At 56.6% G+C, this 16,073-nt stretch carries 12 protein-coding genes; 4 read left to right on the forward strand and 8 right to left on the reverse strand.

The window, feature by feature from the left end; all coding sequences use genetic code 11:
* Positions 1–8 precede the first annotated feature (8 nt).
* Positions 9–1,607, reverse strand: coding sequence for an ABC transporter substrate-binding protein (locus AOY24_RS04105; RefSeq protein ID WP_044267075.1), 1,599 nt, complete (start codon positions 1,605–1,607; stop codon positions 9–11).
* Between the two features lie 259 nt (positions 1,608–1,866).
* Here AOY24_RS04105 and AOY24_RS04110 point away from each other — a divergent pair, with 259 nt between their 5' ends.
* The 3 genes from AOY24_RS04110 to AOY24_RS04120 are packed head-to-tail and all read left to right on the forward strand — an operon-like array spanning position 1,867 to position 8,301.
* Positions 1,867–3,168: an SrfA family protein gene (locus tag AOY24_RS04110; RefSeq protein WP_054176194.1), complete on the forward strand. Its 1,302-nt coding sequence runs from the start codon at positions 1,867–1,869 to the stop codon at positions 3,166–3,168.
* A gap of 4 nt (positions 3,169–3,172) precedes the next feature.
* On the forward strand, positions 3,173–6,154 hold the full coding sequence (locus AOY24_RS04115; RefSeq protein WP_054176195.1) for a virulence factor SrfB: 2,982 nt from the start codon (positions 3,173–3,175) through the stop codon (positions 6,152–6,154).
* Complete coding sequence (locus AOY24_RS04120; protein WP_054176196.1) at positions 6,151–8,301, forward strand: virulence factor SrfC family protein; 2,151 nt, start codon at positions 6,151–6,153, stop codon at positions 8,299–8,301. The genes AOY24_RS04115 and AOY24_RS04120 overlap by 4 nt, the downstream gene beginning before the upstream one ends.
* A gap of 34 nt (positions 8,302–8,335) precedes the next feature.
* On the opposite strand, the gene ortT is transcribed toward AOY24_RS04120, so the two are convergent.
* Positions 8,336–8,509, reverse strand: a complete 174-nt coding sequence (gene ortT / locus AOY24_RS23475) for an orphan toxin OrtT (RefSeq protein WP_042318948.1) — start codon at positions 8,507–8,509, stop codon at positions 8,336–8,338.
* Between the two features lie 193 nt (positions 8,510–8,702).
* Here ortT and yncL point away from each other — a divergent pair, with 193 nt between their 5' ends.
* Entirely contained in the window at positions 8,703–8,798 is a 96-nt protein-coding gene (gene yncL / locus AOY24_RS23480; protein WP_071887673.1) for a stress response membrane protein YncL, read from the forward strand.
* Positions 8,799–8,894: 96 nt separating this feature from the next.
* On the opposite strand, the gene patD is transcribed toward yncL, so the two are convergent.
* From patD to AOY24_RS04150, 6 genes are all read right to left on the reverse strand, one after another.
* A complete protein-coding gene (patD, locus tag AOY24_RS04125; RefSeq protein WP_054176197.1) occupies positions 8,895–10,319 on the reverse strand; it encodes an aminobutyraldehyde dehydrogenase in 1,425 nt (474 codons plus the stop codon).
* Positions 10,320–10,340: 21 nt separating this feature from the next.
* On the reverse strand, positions 10,341–11,147 hold the full coding sequence (locus AOY24_RS04130) for an ABC transporter permease (RefSeq protein ID WP_043000649.1): 807 nt from the start codon (positions 11,145–11,147) through the stop codon (positions 10,341–10,343).
* On the reverse strand, positions 11,137–12,081 hold the full coding sequence (locus AOY24_RS04135; protein ID WP_043000648.1) for an ABC transporter permease: 945 nt from the start codon (positions 12,079–12,081) through the stop codon (positions 11,137–11,139). The genes AOY24_RS04130 and AOY24_RS04135 overlap by 11 nt, the downstream gene beginning before the upstream one ends.
* Positions 12,082–13,095, reverse strand: a complete 1,014-nt coding sequence (locus AOY24_RS04140; RefSeq protein WP_054176198.1) for an ABC transporter ATP-binding protein — start codon at positions 13,093–13,095, stop codon at positions 12,082–12,084. It abuts the gene before it with no gap.
* Positions 13,096–13,112: 17 nt separating this feature from the next.
* Positions 13,113–14,258 carry a putative ABC transporter substrate-binding protein YdcS gene (gene ydcS / locus AOY24_RS04145; protein ID WP_054176199.1) on the reverse strand — a complete coding sequence of 382 codons (1,146 nt, stop codon included), beginning with the start codon at positions 14,256–14,258 and terminating at the stop codon, positions 13,113–13,115.
* 324 nt (positions 14,259–14,582) lie between these two features.
* On the reverse strand, positions 14,583–15,992 hold the full coding sequence (locus AOY24_RS04150) for a PLP-dependent aminotransferase family protein (RefSeq protein ID WP_054176200.1): 1,410 nt from the start codon (positions 15,990–15,992) through the stop codon (positions 14,583–14,585).
* Positions 15,993–16,073: the final 81 nt, after the last annotated feature.

Genomic DNA, 16,073 nt, shown 5'->3' on the forward strand with positions numbered 1-16,073 from the left:
AAAACTCCTTAATTCAGTTTTGCTTTCGAAAAATCACTGCCCATCAGGCTGACGCTATAACCGGTCACATTGCTGCGCGTGGCGTAGAACGTTTTGCCATTTGCCAGCGCAATCCACGGCGCCTGCTGATAATAGATCTCTTGCGCCTGCTGGTAGAGTTTCACACGCTCTTCCGGCTTGCTGACCCGCTTCGCTTTCAGGACCAGTGAATCATACTCCTTATCACACCAGCGCGCGGCATTCGATCCGGTTTTGATGCTGTTGCAACCCAGCAACACATCGGCAAAGTTGTCCGGGTCACCGTTATCCGACATCCAGCCAAACAGCGCGCTGTCATGTTCGCCTTTACGCATCCCGGAAAGGTATTCGCCCCACTCGTAAGAGACAATCTTCGCCTTGACGCCCACTTTTGCCCAGTCGCTTTGAATCATCTCGGCAATGCGTCGCGAGTTGGGGTTATACGGTCGCTGCACCGGCATCGACCAGAGCGTCACCTCAAACCCTTTTTCCTGCCCGGCCTGCTTCAGCAGCTCTTTCGCTTTTTCCGGATCGTATGCGTAATCCTTCAGTTCCGGGTTAAAACCCATCATATTCGGCGGGATCGGGGATTTTGCCACTTTCGCCGAATCGAGGAAAACGGCCTTCACAATCGCCTGTTTATCGGTGGCGTAGTTCAGCGCCTGACGCACCAGCACGTTATCAAACGGCTTTTTCTCGGTGTTGAAGGCCAGATAACCGACGTTGAGCGCCTCAACGGCATGCAGCGTCAGGTCTTTATTCTTTTTGATTTCGTCGAACTGTACCGGCGATGGCGCCGGGATAATCTGACATTCGTTGGTTTGCAGTTTCGCCATTCGCGTCTGCACGTTTGGCGTGATGGAGAAGATCAGATGCTTTGTCGGCACCTCGCCGTCCCAGTAATTCGGATTTGCCAGATAGCGAATTTGCGAATCCTGCTTGTACTGCTGGAGCACGTACGGCCCGGTACCAATCGGCCAGTTATCGACGTTTTCCGGTGTCCCTTTTTTCAGCATCGCGTCGGCGTATTCCGCCGAGAGGATCGAGGCAAAATCCATGCCCCAGTCGGCAAGAAACGCCGCATTTGGCTCGCTCAGCACAAACTGTACATGGTAATCATCGACCTTTTTCACCTCTTTAATCAGCTTATCGAAACCGACGTCGTTGAAATACTCATAGCTGCCCTGCGACACATTGTGGTACGGATGCGTGGCCTCTTTCTGGCGTAATACTGAGAAAATGACGTCATCGGCGTTGAAGTCGCGGGTCGGCTTGAAGAACTTGTTGCTGTTGAACTTCACGCCCTGACGCAGCGTAAAGGTGTAGGTTTTGCCATCCTCAGAAATGGTCCAGTCCGTGGCCAGCGACGGTACCGGCGTGTTTTTTACCGGGTCAAAATTGATCAGCCGGTTGTAGAGCACCTGCGAACTGGCGACAAACGACGGGCCAGAGCTGGCAATTTGCGGATTAAAGGATTCTGGCGAGGCTTCCGAGCAATAAACAATCGTGTCGTTATTTGCCGCAAACGCGGCTCCGGTCGGTAGCACCGCACTGAGCGCCAGTGCGAGCAGCGTTTTCCCTGTGGACATGATATGAACCTTCATCGTTATTATTGAGGGGGTTATAGGAGCATAGATTAAGAAAACTGAAAAATAACAAATCCGTCTCAGGTTATGCGAATCCGCGCATTTTTGTTGGATCTTTCGCCACAGAATTTCCGTTAAGGCTTTTCGAAAACGTCAACGCCTCTATGCCCAGAAAATTCACCCCTTTTTGCCTCTCTTCCACCGTTTGCCTGAGCCACGAATCCGTAAAGTAGATGCGTGAAAAAGTCTTAGGGACCTTATCGTGGCAAAAACACTCTTGCGCAGCGGCAATCTGGATGATTATCAGGCCGTCGGCGGTGGCGGCCAGGCCGTCTTTGATTCAGCACTACAAATTCGTGAAACGCTCCGTCTGCGTAAACAGCAGGCGATGGTAGATTGTCTCGCCATTCCACAAGTCAACGACAGCGGCGATCGGGTTGACTGGTATTCCCCCCTTGAAGGCGTAGCCGTCGCGTGGAAAGCCGCCGATGAAGAGGCTCGCCTTCGCGCCCTGCGCTACCTTTCCGCGACACTGGAAAGCGCTGCATCGCTGAGCCGCAAAAGCCTGCAGTCCGGGAAGACGTCACTGCAACTGTTTGGTTCGCTGCTGGAAAAGGCCGTCCAGTTTCCTGGTGAGAATCACGTTTTTCTGGTAGATGGCAAGCCGGTCATCACCTTTTGGGGATTTATCAATCTCAATGAGAACATCCGTGAGGAGGTACTGGAATGCCTGCGTACCCAGGAAGAACCCGAACCGGAAATTCACATTGAACCAGAACCTGTCGAAGAGCCCGCGCCGGAAGTGACATTTGCCCAGGCGGATGAACCGCTGCTCTCTACGCCGATCGTGCCGGTCAGCGAGCCTGACCTCGTGATTGCACCGCAGCCGGTTCCCGCGCTCGCGGAAGAAAAGGTGATGCCTGTTGCGGTTAAACCGTCACGTCGCCTACCGCTCTGGAGTCTGCCCGTCGCCGCAGTGATCGTTGCCGCCATTGCCGCCCCGCTGCTGTGGAAAGCGCAGGCCCCCGCCATTGCGACGGAAATGGTCAATGCGCCGCAACCGGAAATAGCGCCGCTGCCAACGCTCACCGTCGCGCTACCGCTGCACCAGGCAGAGGTCATTGCACCAGTGAAAAAAGAGAAACCTGCCGATGAGCCGGTGGTGATTGCCGCGATCCCGAAAGACGCGCTGGTGATGGATGCGAATCAGATGAAGGCTGGTACTACGCGCTTTCTCAACGGTAACTGGCGCGTCATGGTGGACGTGAAAGATCCCGTCACCGGTAAAGCGCCGTCTCTGCGTTACCAGATCCAGAACAATAAAGGCACGGCGCGCGTGGTTCACGGCGATAACATCGTCTGCCGCGCGGACCTCTTCTCAGGGCTGCATCAGAGCGGGGAATTAATGATTAAGAGTCGCGGCAATGCGCGCTGCACCGACGGTTCACGCTATCCAATGCCGGAAATCACCTGCAAAGCCGGGACTCATGATGTCGCCGTTTGTACCGCCCGCTTCGATGCGAAAGCCGCGATCCCGTTGACGTTCAAGAAGACAGGGGCCTGATTTTATGCTGGTGAATTTGTGTGATTACAAACAGAGCGTCACGCTCATCGCAAACAGCGGCGTGCAGTTTCTCGATTTCGGGCTGACGCCGCAGGAATCCGCGCATCATGGTCGCTTCGTGCGTAAAACGGCCAACGGTCCCCTGCTGCGTCTGGATTACGACCTGGCGAATGGTCGCTATACCCTGCCTGCGCGACCGGGCTCGCAGCCGGAAGTGGTAAAACCGGAAAGTACGCAAACGCTGCATTATTCCCTGGAGGTTCTCGACGGCATCTGGCTGCCGCTGCCGTTCCTGCGTTTTAATCCGCCGCGCACCTTCGTTGAAGGGCCAGACAACTGGGCGCGCGTTCAGGTACGTAAGCTTGCCGAACCCGACAGCGCGGGCAACACCCATCGTGTGACGCTCGCGCTCGATAGCCAGTTGAGCGAGAATGCCCCCGCCTCGCTTGCGCCCGGCGAAAACGATCTGCTGAACGGCACCCGTTTTGCCCTCGCCTGGCGCGATGATGAGATCGCCGATTTTCTCGATCAGACCTGGATTGACGGCTGGCTACGCGAGGCGTTCCTCAACCACGTCAGCCAGCAGGAAAACCGGACTGAGCAGGCCATCAGCCTGGCGCTGCGTAACTTTGAGTATCAGGCGCACTGGCTGAACCTGCTGACGCTGCTGGGTGAACAGCTCGCCGTACCGGAAGTCAAACTGGTGACCCACACCCTCAGTACCCCGGCGATCCCGGTTGATTTGATTCTGGATGTCGGTAACACCCATACCTGCGGCGTCTTGATTGAAGATCACGGCGACGCCAATGACGGGCTGCGCCAGACGGCGGAACTGCAGGTCCGTTCGCTCAGCGAACCGCAGTATCTCAACGATCCGCTGTTCACCAGTCGTCTTGAATTTTCAGAAGCCCGCTTTGGTAAACAGCATTTCTCGGTCGAAAGCGGCCGTGAGGATGCGTTCATCTGGCCGTCGATTGTGCGGGTCGGTGACGAAGCGCGCAAGCTGGCGATGCAGCGTACGGGGACGGACGGTAACAGCGGCATTTCCAGTCCGCGCCGCTATCTGTGGGATGAAACGCCGGTACTGCATGACTGGCGCTTCAGCCAGATGAACAGCAAAACCCAGCGCGAACCGCTTGCCACCGCCTTTCCGCTGATGAACCTGATGAACGACGATGGACAGCCGCTCTACTCGCTGCCGCAGGATGACCGTCTGCCGGTGTTTTCGCCTCAGTACAGCCGCAGTACGCTGATGACCCACATGCTGTGTGAGATCCTCGCCCAGGCGCTGGGACAAATTAACAGTGTCGCAACCCGACTGCGTCTGGGTTTCCCGGCGTCCCCACGTCAGTTACGCTCATTGATCCTCACACTCCCTTCGGCGATGCCGAAACAGGAGCGTGAGATCTTCCGTCTGCGCATGTTTGAAGCGATAGCGATTGTCTGGAAAGCGATGGGCTGGCACCCGCAGGATGAAGATTTCAGCACCCGCAAGCAGCAGGAAAAAAGCGTGGTTCCGGTGCCAGAAATTCAGATGGAGTGGGACGAGGCCAGCTGTGGTCAACTGGTCTGGCTGTATAACGAAGCCATTTCCCATTACGCCGGACGCAGCGAAGCATTCTTCAACACCCTTGCCCGCCCGGATCGCCTGCCTGAACCTGGCGAAACGAAAGGCCGGGCGCTGCGCGTGGCCTCGATTGATATCGGCGGCGGCACCACCGATATGGCGATTGTTCACTATCAACTGGACGACGGCGTCGGCGCCAATGTGAAAATCACGCCGCATCTGCTGTTTCGCGAAGGTTTTAAGGTCGCGGGCGACGACATGCTGCTGGATGTGATCCAGAAATGCATTTTACCGGCCTTGCAAACCCGGCTGCAGCAAGCGGGAGTGACGGATGCCGCTGCCCTGCTCGCCACGCTGTTTGGCGATTCCGGACGCATCGACACCCAGGCCGTTTTGCGACAACAAACGGCGCTTCAGCTCTTTATGCCGCTCGGTCACGCGGTCCTTTCTGCGTGGGAGAAGAGCGACATTAACGATCCGCTGGCCGGACTGCACGCTACCTTTGGCGATCTGCTGAACCATCGTCCGACCCGCAACGTGCTCAATTACATTCAGCAGGCGATTGATCACGCGCTGCCGTCGGGCTCGCCAACGTTTGATCTCTTCAGCGTCCCGTTACAGGTGCAGTTCAGCCAGTTACAGGAGGCGATGCTGGCAGGTCAGTTTACCCTGACGTCCCCACTGCATGCGGTCTGCGAAGCCATTTCACATTACTGTTGTGATGTTCTGCTGGTCACCGGCAGACCGACCTGTATCCCGGCGGTTCAGGCGCTGATCCGCCATCTGCAGCCGGTTCCGGTCAACCGCATGGTGTGGATGGATAACTACCGCGTCCATGAATGGTATCCGTTCAGCCAACAGGGACGCATCGGCAATCCGAAATCCACCGCCGCAGTCGGCGCGATGCTGTGCAGCCTGGCGCTGGATCTGCGCCTGCCGCGCTTTAACTTTAAAGCCGCTGATATTGGCGCCTACTCGACCGTGCGTTACCTCGGCGTCCTCGACAATACGTTGAATACGTTGCGTGAGGAAAACGTCTGGTATCAGGATATCGATCTTGATAAACCCGGCGCGAAGCTCGACACCCGCGTGCACTTCCCGCTCCGCGGTAACGTTACGCTCGGTTTTCGTCAACTGGCGAACAGTCGTTGGCCCGCGACGCCGCTGTATACGCTGAGCATTAACGCCGCCGATCTGGCAAAGAATATTGCCGGTGACGGCGTGTTAAACGTGCGTTTGCAACTGCGCGGCGGCAACAAAGATACCTGCCCCGAGTCGTTTGTGCTGAGCGATGCGTGGTTACAGGACGGCACGCCGGTGGCGGCGAATGCCCTGACTTTAAAACTGAATACCCTGGCTGACCGCCGACACAGCGGCAGCCATTACTGGATTGACAGCGGGAGCGTGTACCTGAAATGAGCAAGATGTTGAATACCACTCAGGCCGCGATCGCGTGGGTTAACCGTACCCGACAGCATGCCGTCACGCTGGATGACGAAGCGGATGCGCTACTGGCCCAACTCAACCGCGCAGCCGCCACCGAATCCGCGCTCAATGCCGCCCGACACGATCGCGCCAGCATTGGACTTTACGGCTACTCGCAGGCGGCAAAAGCACATCTCCTTGCCGCGCTGTGCAGCAGCGGCAACGGTAAGGTCAATGTCATGACCCCGGACCGCAGCTTTGACTATTTCAGTCATCTCAACCCCGGACACGCGCCAACTAATATGGCGCTGCGCTTTACACGGCAAAAAAATCTGCCGGATGACGAGTGGCCGTTACGCTTGCGGCTGGTTACGGAAGCAGAACTGGTGCAGATCTTCATCACCCAGGCCTGCGCGCAGCCAGCGTACCGGCAGGTGGAAAAAGCGATTATCGAATCGCGTATTGAAAAGTGGCAGTCGCTGCGTCAGTTGCACCCGGTTCAGGGCGTGACGGCGCAGGAAGTCGCGACCATTGCCCGCTTCTGGCAGCGCTGTATCCCCGCCTCACAACAGCAGATTGATGACGCGCTGTGGCACCAGTTTGCCCTGCTGCTGCCGACGGTCGATCTCTCAACCCGTGCCAGCGCCTGGTCGTTGCTGTGGGGTGAACAGCCAGAACTGACGCAGCAGTGGCTGCAACTGGCGCAGGTCCTCCAGCAGACGGGTCATGCCGGCGAAGTCGCCGCGCCGCTGAGCCTGTTGGTCGATCAGTTTGGCTTACCGTCTGAAAATTTTATCACCCAGGAATTTCTGGCCTCGCAGGAGGCGCAAAGCGATGTAGTTGTCCATCCGATCGTGGATGAGAAATTACTTAATGCCGTCAGCCTGGCTCAGGCATCGCTGGCTCTGCTGACCCGCGAGATGGTACTGAGCGTCGAAGAGTGCGTACTCGATAACGTCGATCTGCTGGATATTCCGCTTGCGCCGCTCAGTCACCCGCAGCCGCTCTGGCAGGCCAAACTCGGCTGGTTGTTGGAGCATTACCGCCAGCAGTTACAGCCCGATGTGCTGGTCGTCTGTAACGCCACCGCCACCCGCACACAAACGCCGTCTACGGCCAGAACACTGCTCAACTGGGTGCACGATACACAGTCGACGCGCGAGACCGCGTTACCCGGCGTGGTATGGGCCATTACGCCGCAAGATGCGCGCTTTACAACACAACAGAATCTGGACGAAGCGGTGCAGCATCTGATGGGAAAACCAGGCCAACACTGGGGCACCCTGCAGGCGCTGGACAAACACAGTCTGCTACGCCTGATCGAGTGGCTGTCGCAAGCCACTTCAGCCCCGCAGCGTCAGGCACGCCTGGAGGCGCTGAGCGAACAGCATCAGCAGCGCGTTCGTGAACTGATGTTTGCGCAACCTGCTGAAGCGTTCAGTGCGGAAGCGGTGGTTCGCCAGCTACAGCAACAGGCGGCACATCACGGCGATCTGCTTGATGGTTTGTTACCAGCGGTTCAACAGTTTGAAACCCTGCTCCGCATTCAGCAACCGCGTGAAGAACAGGTCAGCGGTTTATTCAATGAGACCATTGACCTTTTCGCCGAAGTCCGTGATACGCCGCAGCCGTCAGAGAACAAGGAGACGGGCTATCAGGCGCACCGCCTGTGGCTCAACCATATTCGCCAGTGGAGTCGCGATGACAGTCAGGCGCAGCGTTTAGGGTTGACGCCCGCTGCGCTGCGTCAGGTCGTCGACATCCTGGCGATCGCCAGCTATCGCCTGCAACTGCCGCAGCAACTGCAACAAATATTGCAGCGTGAAGAGGTTTGCGGCGCTCAGTTGCACGCCTGCATCGCCAACTTTATTGCCTGGCTCGGCTATGCCGAAGTGGCAGAAACAGAGCGACCCGCCAGCCGAATCGCTAAAGGAACGGCAATTTTCAGCGCGGTCAAACGCCAGCCGATGGCGCGTCTGACGCATCTGGAAGAACAGCCGGTGCACGCCGCCAGCCGCTATGTTTATGACTGGCTGGTTGCGCTGTATACCCGGGCAACGGAAAACAAGGGATATCAACATCCGCAGGAAGTGACTGAAGCCGACCGAAAGGCGCTAAACGCGCTGCTGGCAACGCTTTGAGCGTTCCGCCGGAATGGATGCCGGCGATGTCTGCTCAAAACAATGAAAACAACAGTGCCACCGGGAAACTCATGGGCCAGGTGGCCCCGACCAGAAAGGCGCTCAGAAAGCGGATGCGTTTTTTATCGTGCGAGAGAAACCAGGTGATCAGAAAGGCAATCGCGGCCATCACCGCATAGAACATCAACATTTTTTGGTACAAAGACATTTACGGGCATCCGGCCAAAAGAATAAATCGCGCGCAATATGCTCCATTTTTTGACATACATCAAGTTTTATCCCCTTCGGTCAAACCATTTGCCATTTTTTATGACCGCTTACGTTAAGTCCCTGGTTCGTACTATTGCGGATCACAGGATGCCGGACTATACACAAAGGGGCACTAACGCAAGGTGGCAAATATGAATGTTTCCAGTAGAACCGTAGTGTTAATAAATCTCTTTGCTGCTGTGGGTCTTTTTGCTCTTATCTCATTGAGATTTGGCTGGTTTATGTAATTTTTGAGAGCTTGCGGCGCAGACAGGCAGAGAGAATATTTCTCTCTGCCTTCGAGTGATCATCTTCCCACGCCACCTTTCGGGCGTAAATTACCCTTAATGTTTAACCATTACGTGGCGGATCACGGTGTAATCCTCCAGCCCATAAAGTGACATATCTTTGCCATAACCGGACAGTTTCTGCCCGCCGTGCGGCATTTCGCTCACCAGCATGAAATGGGTGTTAACCCACGTACAACCGTACTGCAGACGCGCGCTGACCCGGTGAGCGCGTCCGACGTCGCGCGTCCAGACCGACGACGCGAGGCCATATTGCGAATCATTGGCCCACTCCAGCACCTGCTCTTCATCCTCGAAGACGGTCACACTGACCACCGGACCAAACACTTCTCGCTGGACAATTGCATCTTCCTGTTTAGCCCCTGCCAGAAGCGTCGGGGCAAAGTAATAGCCCGGCCCCTCTACTTTTTTTCCACCGGTGACCACGTTGATATGTCCCAGCGCTTTGGCCTCTTCAACGGCTTTAGTGACGCGCTCCAGATGCGCCAGTGAACTCAGCGGCCCCAGTTCGGTCGATTCCTCCTCCGGTGCGCCGGTTTTCAGGCTGGCTACGGCGGCCCCCAGTTTCTCCACCAGCGCGTCGTAAATACCCTTCTGCGCGTAGAGGCGACAGGCGGCGGTACAGTCCTGACCGGCATTGTAAAAGCCGAAGGTGCGCACACCTTCCACCACCGCATCCACATCGGCATCATCAAACACAATCACCGGCGCTTTACCGCCCAGTTCCATATGCGTGCGCTTAATCGACGGCGCAGTATGGCTGATGATGTGTTCACCGGTCGCGATGGAGCCGGTTAACGAGACCATACGCACCTTCTTGTGCCCGGTCAGCGGATCGCCAACCGTTTTGCCTCTGCCAAACAGCACATTGAGCACACCCGGCGGGAAGATATCTTTGGCATATTCCGCCAGCTTCAGCGCGGTCAGCGGTGTGATTTCCGAAGGTTTGATCACCACGCAATTACCGGCAGCCAGCGCGGGGGCCAGTTTCCATGCCGCCATCATCAGCGGATAGTTCCACGGCGCAATGGAGGCCACCACGCCAACCGGGTCGCGGCGAATCATCGAGGTATGGCCCTCCAGATATTCCCCCGCCGCCAGACCGTTCAGACAGCGGGCGGCACCGGCGAAAAAGCGAAACACATCGACAATCGCCGGGATCTCATCATTGAGCGCACAATGCAGCGGTTTACCACAGTTGCGCGATTCCAGTTCAGCAAACTCATGCGCATTTTGCTCAATAACATCCGCCAGCTTCAGCAGCAATTCACTGCGCACTTTCGGGGTTGTCTGTCCCCATTCGCTAAACGCACGATCGGCGGCGAGGATGGCCGCATCTACCTGAGCGGGAGACGCTTCTGCAATTTCCAGCAGCACCTCGCCGGTGGCAGGGTTATAGACGGGCTGCTTTTCACCTTCACCCTTGACCAGCTCGCCGTTAATCAGTAATTGATGTTGCATAGCATTTTCCCATATCGTTGTTTATTGACCATTTCCGGCGACGCTGTCGCCTTCGCGCGTAAGCCACCACGCCCCCAGAATCGGAATGGTTGTGACCAGCATAACCAGCAGTGCCACGACGTTTGTCACCGGTACGTCACGCGGTCGCCCTAACTGATTGAGCAACCACAGCGGCAGCGTCCGTTCATGACCGGCAGTAAAGGTCGTGACGATGATTTCATCGAATGACAGCGCGAACGCCAGCATTCCCCCCGCCAGCAGCGCCGAACCCAGATTCGGCAGCACGACATAGCGGAAGGTTTGCCAGCCATTCGCGCCAAGATCCATAGAAGCCTCCACCAGACTCCATGAAGTACGGCGAAAGCGGGCTATCACGTTGTTAAACACCACCACCACGCAGAATGTCGCGTGACCGACCACAATGGTGAAAAAACCCGGATCGAGATTGACCGTCTTAAACGCGGTCAATAGCGCCAGACCGGTGACAATCCCCGGTAAGGCGATCGGTAACAGCAGCAACAGCGAGATGGCGTTTTTGCCGAAGAAATCACGCCGCCAGAGCGCCGCCGCTGCCAGTGTGCCAAGCACCAACGCAATCGCCGTCGATAACGCGGCGATTTTTAGTGACAACGTCACGGCATCCAGAATATCGCTCCGCTGTGCCGCAACGCTAAACCAGCGCAGCGTCAGTCCCTGCGGGGGAAAGCTAAAGGCCGCGTCCTCGCTATTAAACGCATAGGCGGCGATGATCAGAATGGGAAAGTGCAGGAAAACAACCCCGCCCCAGGCCGCCAGTTTGAGGAAAAACGGTGCGCGCTCAGAGTGCATCAAACGCTCCCAGACGTTTCACGAACGCCAGATAAAGGGCTATCAGCACGATCGGTACCAGCGTAAACGCCGCCGCCATTGGCATGTTGCCAATCGCCCCCTGCTGCGAATAGACCATGTTGCCGATGAAATACCCCGGCGGTCCCACCAACTGCGGCACGATGAAATCGCCCAGCGTCAAGGAAAAGGTGAAGATCGAACCGGCGGCAATTCCGGGGATCGCCAGCGGCAGAACCACATAACGGAAGGTCTGTCGTGGACGCGCGCCCAAATCGGCAGACGCCTGTAACAGCGACGGCGGCAACCGCTCCAGCGCGGCCTGAACCGGCAGGATCATGAACGGCAGCCAGATGTAGACGAACACCATAAAGCGCCCTAATCCCGACGTTGAGAGCGTGTTTCCTCCCACGGCTGGCAGCGTCAGCAGACTGGTCAGTAAAGGTTCTAAACCAAGATGGTTCAGAAACCATTGCGCCACGCCATCTTTTGCCAGCAGCAGGGTCCATGCATAGGCTTTGACGATATAACTCGCCCACATTGGCAGCATGACCGCAATATAGAAAAACGCTTTCATCTTGCCGCGGGTGTAGCGCGCCATGTACCACGCCATCGGAAACGCCAGAATCGCACTGGCTATCGTCACCGCGATCGCCATCGTCAGCGTGCGTAAAATGATGTCGTAATTGGCGGGATTAAACAGCGCACGAAGATTGGCAAGCGTCAGGTCCGGCGTTACCGACATGGTGAAGTCGTCAAAGGTGTAAAACCCCTGCCACAGCAGCGTCAGTAGCGAGCCGAAGTAGACAATACCAAACCACATCAGCGGACCAAGCAACAGCAAAAACAGTCCCAACCCGGGATAACGCCAGAAAAAACCGGTGAGTTTACTCAAGCCGCCGGGCCGTGAAGGCGTGGAGAGCACGTTCATTGCCATTCACCTCTCCTCGACCAGCGGTACCATGACCTCGCGCGGCCAGGAGACCATCACCGGCTGACCGGGCGCAAGCGTGGTCGCAAAGGGTTCTCCCGACTGATTAGCCTGACTGACCAGCAGCTTTTCACCGCCGGTAAGCTTTAGCTCAAAACGGGTGGCGGCGCCCTGATACTGCACCGCCTGAATCACCCCCTGCGCCTGGATCTCGCCAGGAACATTGAGCCGGATATGCTCCGGGCGCAGCGAGAAGCTGCCCGTCATCCCGCATACCTTCGAGGCCATCGCCGGATCAAAGACGTTCGCTGTCCCGACGAAGCCCGCAACAAACGGCGTGCGTGGTCGCATGTATAACTCACGCGGTGAATCCACCTGTTCAATGCGTCCGTTGTTAAATACCGCCACACGATCGGACATCGACAGCGCTTCGCCCTGATCGTGCGTGACGAAGATAAACGTGATCCCCAGCGACTGCTGGAGTTTTTTCAGCTCCAGTTGCATCTGCTCGCGCAGTTTCAGATCCAGCGCACCGAGCGGTTCATCCAGCAACAGCACACGCGGCTCGTTGACCAACGCCCGGGCGATCGCCACCCGTTGACGCTGACCGCCGGAAAGCTGTGACGGCTTGCGCTCAAAGACAAACCCCAGCGCCACCTTCTCCAGCGCCTCGCGAGCCTGGGCATGACGCTGTTTTTTATCAATGCCTTTGACCATCAGCCCATAGGCGACATTGTCGAGAATCGACATGTGCGGAAACAACGCATAGTCCTGGAACACGGTGTTCACATCCCGCTCCCAGGGCGGCAAATCGCTGGCAGGCTTGCCAAAGATAGTAATCGATCCGCCCGAAAGCTGCTCAAAACCGGCAATCAGGCGCAGGCAGGTGGTTTTGCCGGAGCCAGATGGCCCCAGCATTGAGAAAAATTCCCCGTCTTTAATCGCAATACTGACGCCATCGACCGCCCGCACGTCACCATACAGGCGCGTGACGTTGTCAAACTCCACTGCGTACGTCATAAATCACCCCAGTGACGTTAACGACCGCCCATGATGGCGATGTAATCCTGCGTCCAGCGACTGTACGGCACGAATTTACCGCCTTCAGCAACAGGCGTTTTCCAGAAGGCGATTTTGTCAAAATAGCGGTAACCATTGGTTTCGCAGCCTTTATCGCCCAGCAGCGTACTGGCTATACAGCCTTCGGTGACCACCGGCAGCGATCCAAACCAGGCGGCTACATCACCCTGAACTTTTGGCGTCAGCGACCAGTTCATCCACTTATAGGCGCAAACCGGGTGTTTGGCTTCACTGTGCAACATGGTGGTATCAGCCCAACCGGTGACGCCCTCTTTCGGGAACACTGTGCCAATGTGTTGTCCTTCACCTTTCAACGCGTTCGCCTGATACGGCCAGGCGCTCGAGGCCACGACGCCCTCATTTTTGAAATCGCTCATTTGCACCGTGGTGTCGTGCCAGTAGCGGTGAATCAACGGTTGCTGTGCGCGCAGCACTTTCAGCACCGCCTGGTACTGTTCTTCGGTGAGTTGATACGGGTCCGAGATCCCCAGTTGTGGCTGGGTGGCTTTCACGAACAGCGCCGCATCGGCAATGTAAATCGGTCCGTCATAGGCCTGAACGCGGCCTTTGTTGGTTTTTCCGTCCGGAAGGTTTTGTTCGACGAATACCACACTCCAGCTATCTGGTGGCGTCGGGAAGGTTTGCGTGTTGTACATCAGCAGGTTCGGCCCCCACTGATACGGCGTACCGTAGACTTTGCCCGCCACGTTAAACCAGTCGCCTTTGACCACGCGAGGATCGACGTTTTTCCAGTTCGGGATGAGCGCCGTATTGATCGGCTGCACGCGTTTCCCCATGATCAGACGCAGCGAAGCATCACCTGAGGCCGTGACCAGATCGTAGCCCCCTTTCGCCATCAGGCTGACCATCTCATCCGATGTCGCCGCCGTTTTGACGTTAACCGCACAGCCGGTCTCTTTTTCGAATTGTGTTACCCAGTCGTACTGTTTATCGGTCTGACCGCGTTCGATATAACCCGGCCAGGCGATAATATCCAGGCGACCTTCAGTCTGACCTAACGTGGTGGGGGGTTCGGCGGCGTGCGCGGTCATCAGCGTCATACTGAGCGCGCACAGGCTGCTGCGGGCAAATTTCTTGCTCATAAGATCTTACTCCTGTCGCAAAATATTGAGCGGCAGCCTTGCCGTAAATATATGTCCTTTCCTAAAAATAGTCGGCGCGCCGTCAGCGCACCTCCCGGCATGAGGAAATTTAATCAGGTTGTGACATAACGCGCATTACGCCCCGGACTGCGGCGTTGTGTGGCTATCTTCTGGAGTATAGACAAGGGGTTAGCTGACGAGGAGGAAAAACAAAAGCTATTGATATTTCCTATGATGGTCTACGGGAAATAACGTCGTACGGTTTTTGCTGATATTTTCTAAATAAGAACGCGCCATTCTTTTATATTGAATCGCGCGCACGTTTTATTTCATCTGCGCGCGAATGAGTTGCCCCAGTTGTTTTACCGCGGCTTCTTCACGTTCCCCCCAACCCCATGCGGTATTGAAGCGGAAAAAGCGTTTCCAGGTGTCTGAGGTCGAGAACATTTTTCCCGGCGCGATGCTGATGTGGTGGGCCAACGCCTGTGCGGTCAGTTCGCCCGCATCCTGTGATTCCGGCAGTTCCAGCCAGAGAAAATAGCCGCTGTTGTTGTGATGTATTTTCACTTCGGCAGGGAGATGGCGCAGCAGCGTTTGCCAGGCCTGCTGTTTACGTTCTGCCAGTTGACGACGCAGGCGGCGCAAATGGGCGTCATAACGGCGTGTTGAGAGATAATCGACCAGCGCCAGTTGCATCGGCGAACTGGTGGAAAGTGTGCTCATCAGTTGTAAACGCTGGATTTGGCGGGCGTGTTTGCCTGCGGCGACCCAACCGATGCGAAAACCCGGTACCAGACACTTGGAGAATGACGAACAATGCAGCACCTTGTCGGCCCGATCCCACGCTTTGGCCGGTAGCGGTTTCTCCCGGCCAAAATAGAGTTCGCTGTAAACGTCATCTTCAATCAACATCACATTATGACGATCGAGTATTTCAACCAGACGCGCTTTTTTCTCCGGACTGAGAGTAAAGCCAAGCGGGTTCTGGCTGTTGGTCATCAGCCAGCATGCTTTAACCGGATACGCCTGCAACGCCTGCTCCAGCGCCGCGAGATCGATCCCCTCCTTCACGTCAGTGGCAACCGACAGCGCTTTAAGCCGCAGTCGCTCCAGCGCCTGTAACGCGCCATAAAAACAGGGGTTTTCGACAATCACCCAGTCACCGGGTTTAGTCACCGCTTGCAGGCTCAGGTTGAGCGCCTCCAGCGCCCCGGCGGTGATGACGATTTCATCCGGCGAGACGGTAATGCCCTGTAAGGCGTAGCGACGGGCAATGGCGTGGCGTAGTTCCGCGTTACCCGGCGGCAGATTCTCAATTACGCTCATCGCGGTTGCGGTTCTGCTCACCTGTGCCAGAGAACGGTTCAGTTGCTGGAGGGGAAATAAACGCGGATCGGGAAATGCAGAAGCAAACGGCATCACCGACGCATCCCGGCTGGCCTGTAGCATCTCGAAAATATAAGTGTTGATATCCACCGCTTCGTCGCGCATCACCTGGGCCGGTTGCACCGTTGGCTGGTGAACCGGGCGCGGCGCGACATAATAGCCAGACTGCGGGCGCGCAATGATCCGCCCCTGACTTTCCAGCAGTTGATAGGCATGCCCGACGGTCATAAAGCTCATCCCGCTGCTGACCACCTGTTCACGCAGCGACGGCAGGCGATCGCCAGGTTGCCAGACGCCAGTGGCAATCTGTTCGCAGAGTTGTTCAGCCAGACGCTGGTACTTTTTCATTGTTATTCACTCGTGGATCCGTGGCAGGTGATCCTTGCAGTGTATATCAGTGAATTAAATACTCAACATCCTAAGAACTGT

It is taken from the genome of Citrobacter sp. CtB7.12 (assembly GCF_001297795.1).
GTDB classification, from domain to species: Bacteria; Pseudomonadota; Gammaproteobacteria; order Enterobacterales; family Enterobacteriaceae; genus Citrobacter_A; species Citrobacter_A amalonaticus.

Coding starts and splice junctions, on each gene's coding strand:
- AOY24_RS04130 (WP_043000649.1), bottom strand. CDS start 11,147: ATGCACTCTGAGCGCGCACCGTTTTTCCTCAAACTGGCGGCCTGGGGC.
- ydcS (WP_054176199.1), bottom strand. CDS start 14,258: ATGAGCAAGAAATTTGCCCGCAGCAGCCTGTGCGCGCTCAGTATGACG.
- yncL (WP_071887673.1), top strand. CDS start 8,703: ATGAATGTTTCCAGTAGAACCGTAGTGTTAATAAATCTCTTTGCTGCT.
- AOY24_RS04105 (WP_044267075.1), bottom strand. CDS start 1,607: ATGTCCACAGGGAAAACGCTGCTCGCACTGGCGCTCAGTGCGGTGCTA.
- AOY24_RS04120 (WP_054176196.1), top strand. CDS start 6,151: ATGAGCAAGATGTTGAATACCACTCAGGCCGCGATCGCGTGGGTTAAC.
- AOY24_RS04115 (WP_054176195.1), top strand. CDS start 3,173: ATGCTGGTGAATTTGTGTGATTACAAACAGAGCGTCACGCTCATCGCA.
- ortT (WP_042318948.1), bottom strand. CDS start 8,509: ATGTCTTTGTACCAAAAAATGTTGATGTTCTATGCGGTGATGGCCGCG.
- patD (WP_054176197.1), bottom strand. CDS start 10,319: ATGCAACATCAATTACTGATTAACGGCGAGCTGGTCAAGGGTGAAGGT.
- AOY24_RS04140 (WP_054176198.1), bottom strand. CDS start 13,095: ATGACGTACGCAGTGGAGTTTGACAACGTCACGCGCCTGTATGGTGAC.
- AOY24_RS04135 (WP_043000648.1), bottom strand. CDS start 12,081: ATGGCAATGAACGTGCTCTCCACGCCTTCACGGCCCGGCGGCTTGAGT.
- AOY24_RS04150 (WP_054176200.1), bottom strand. CDS start 15,992: ATGAAAAAGTACCAGCGTCTGGCTGAACAACTCTGCGAACAGATTGCC.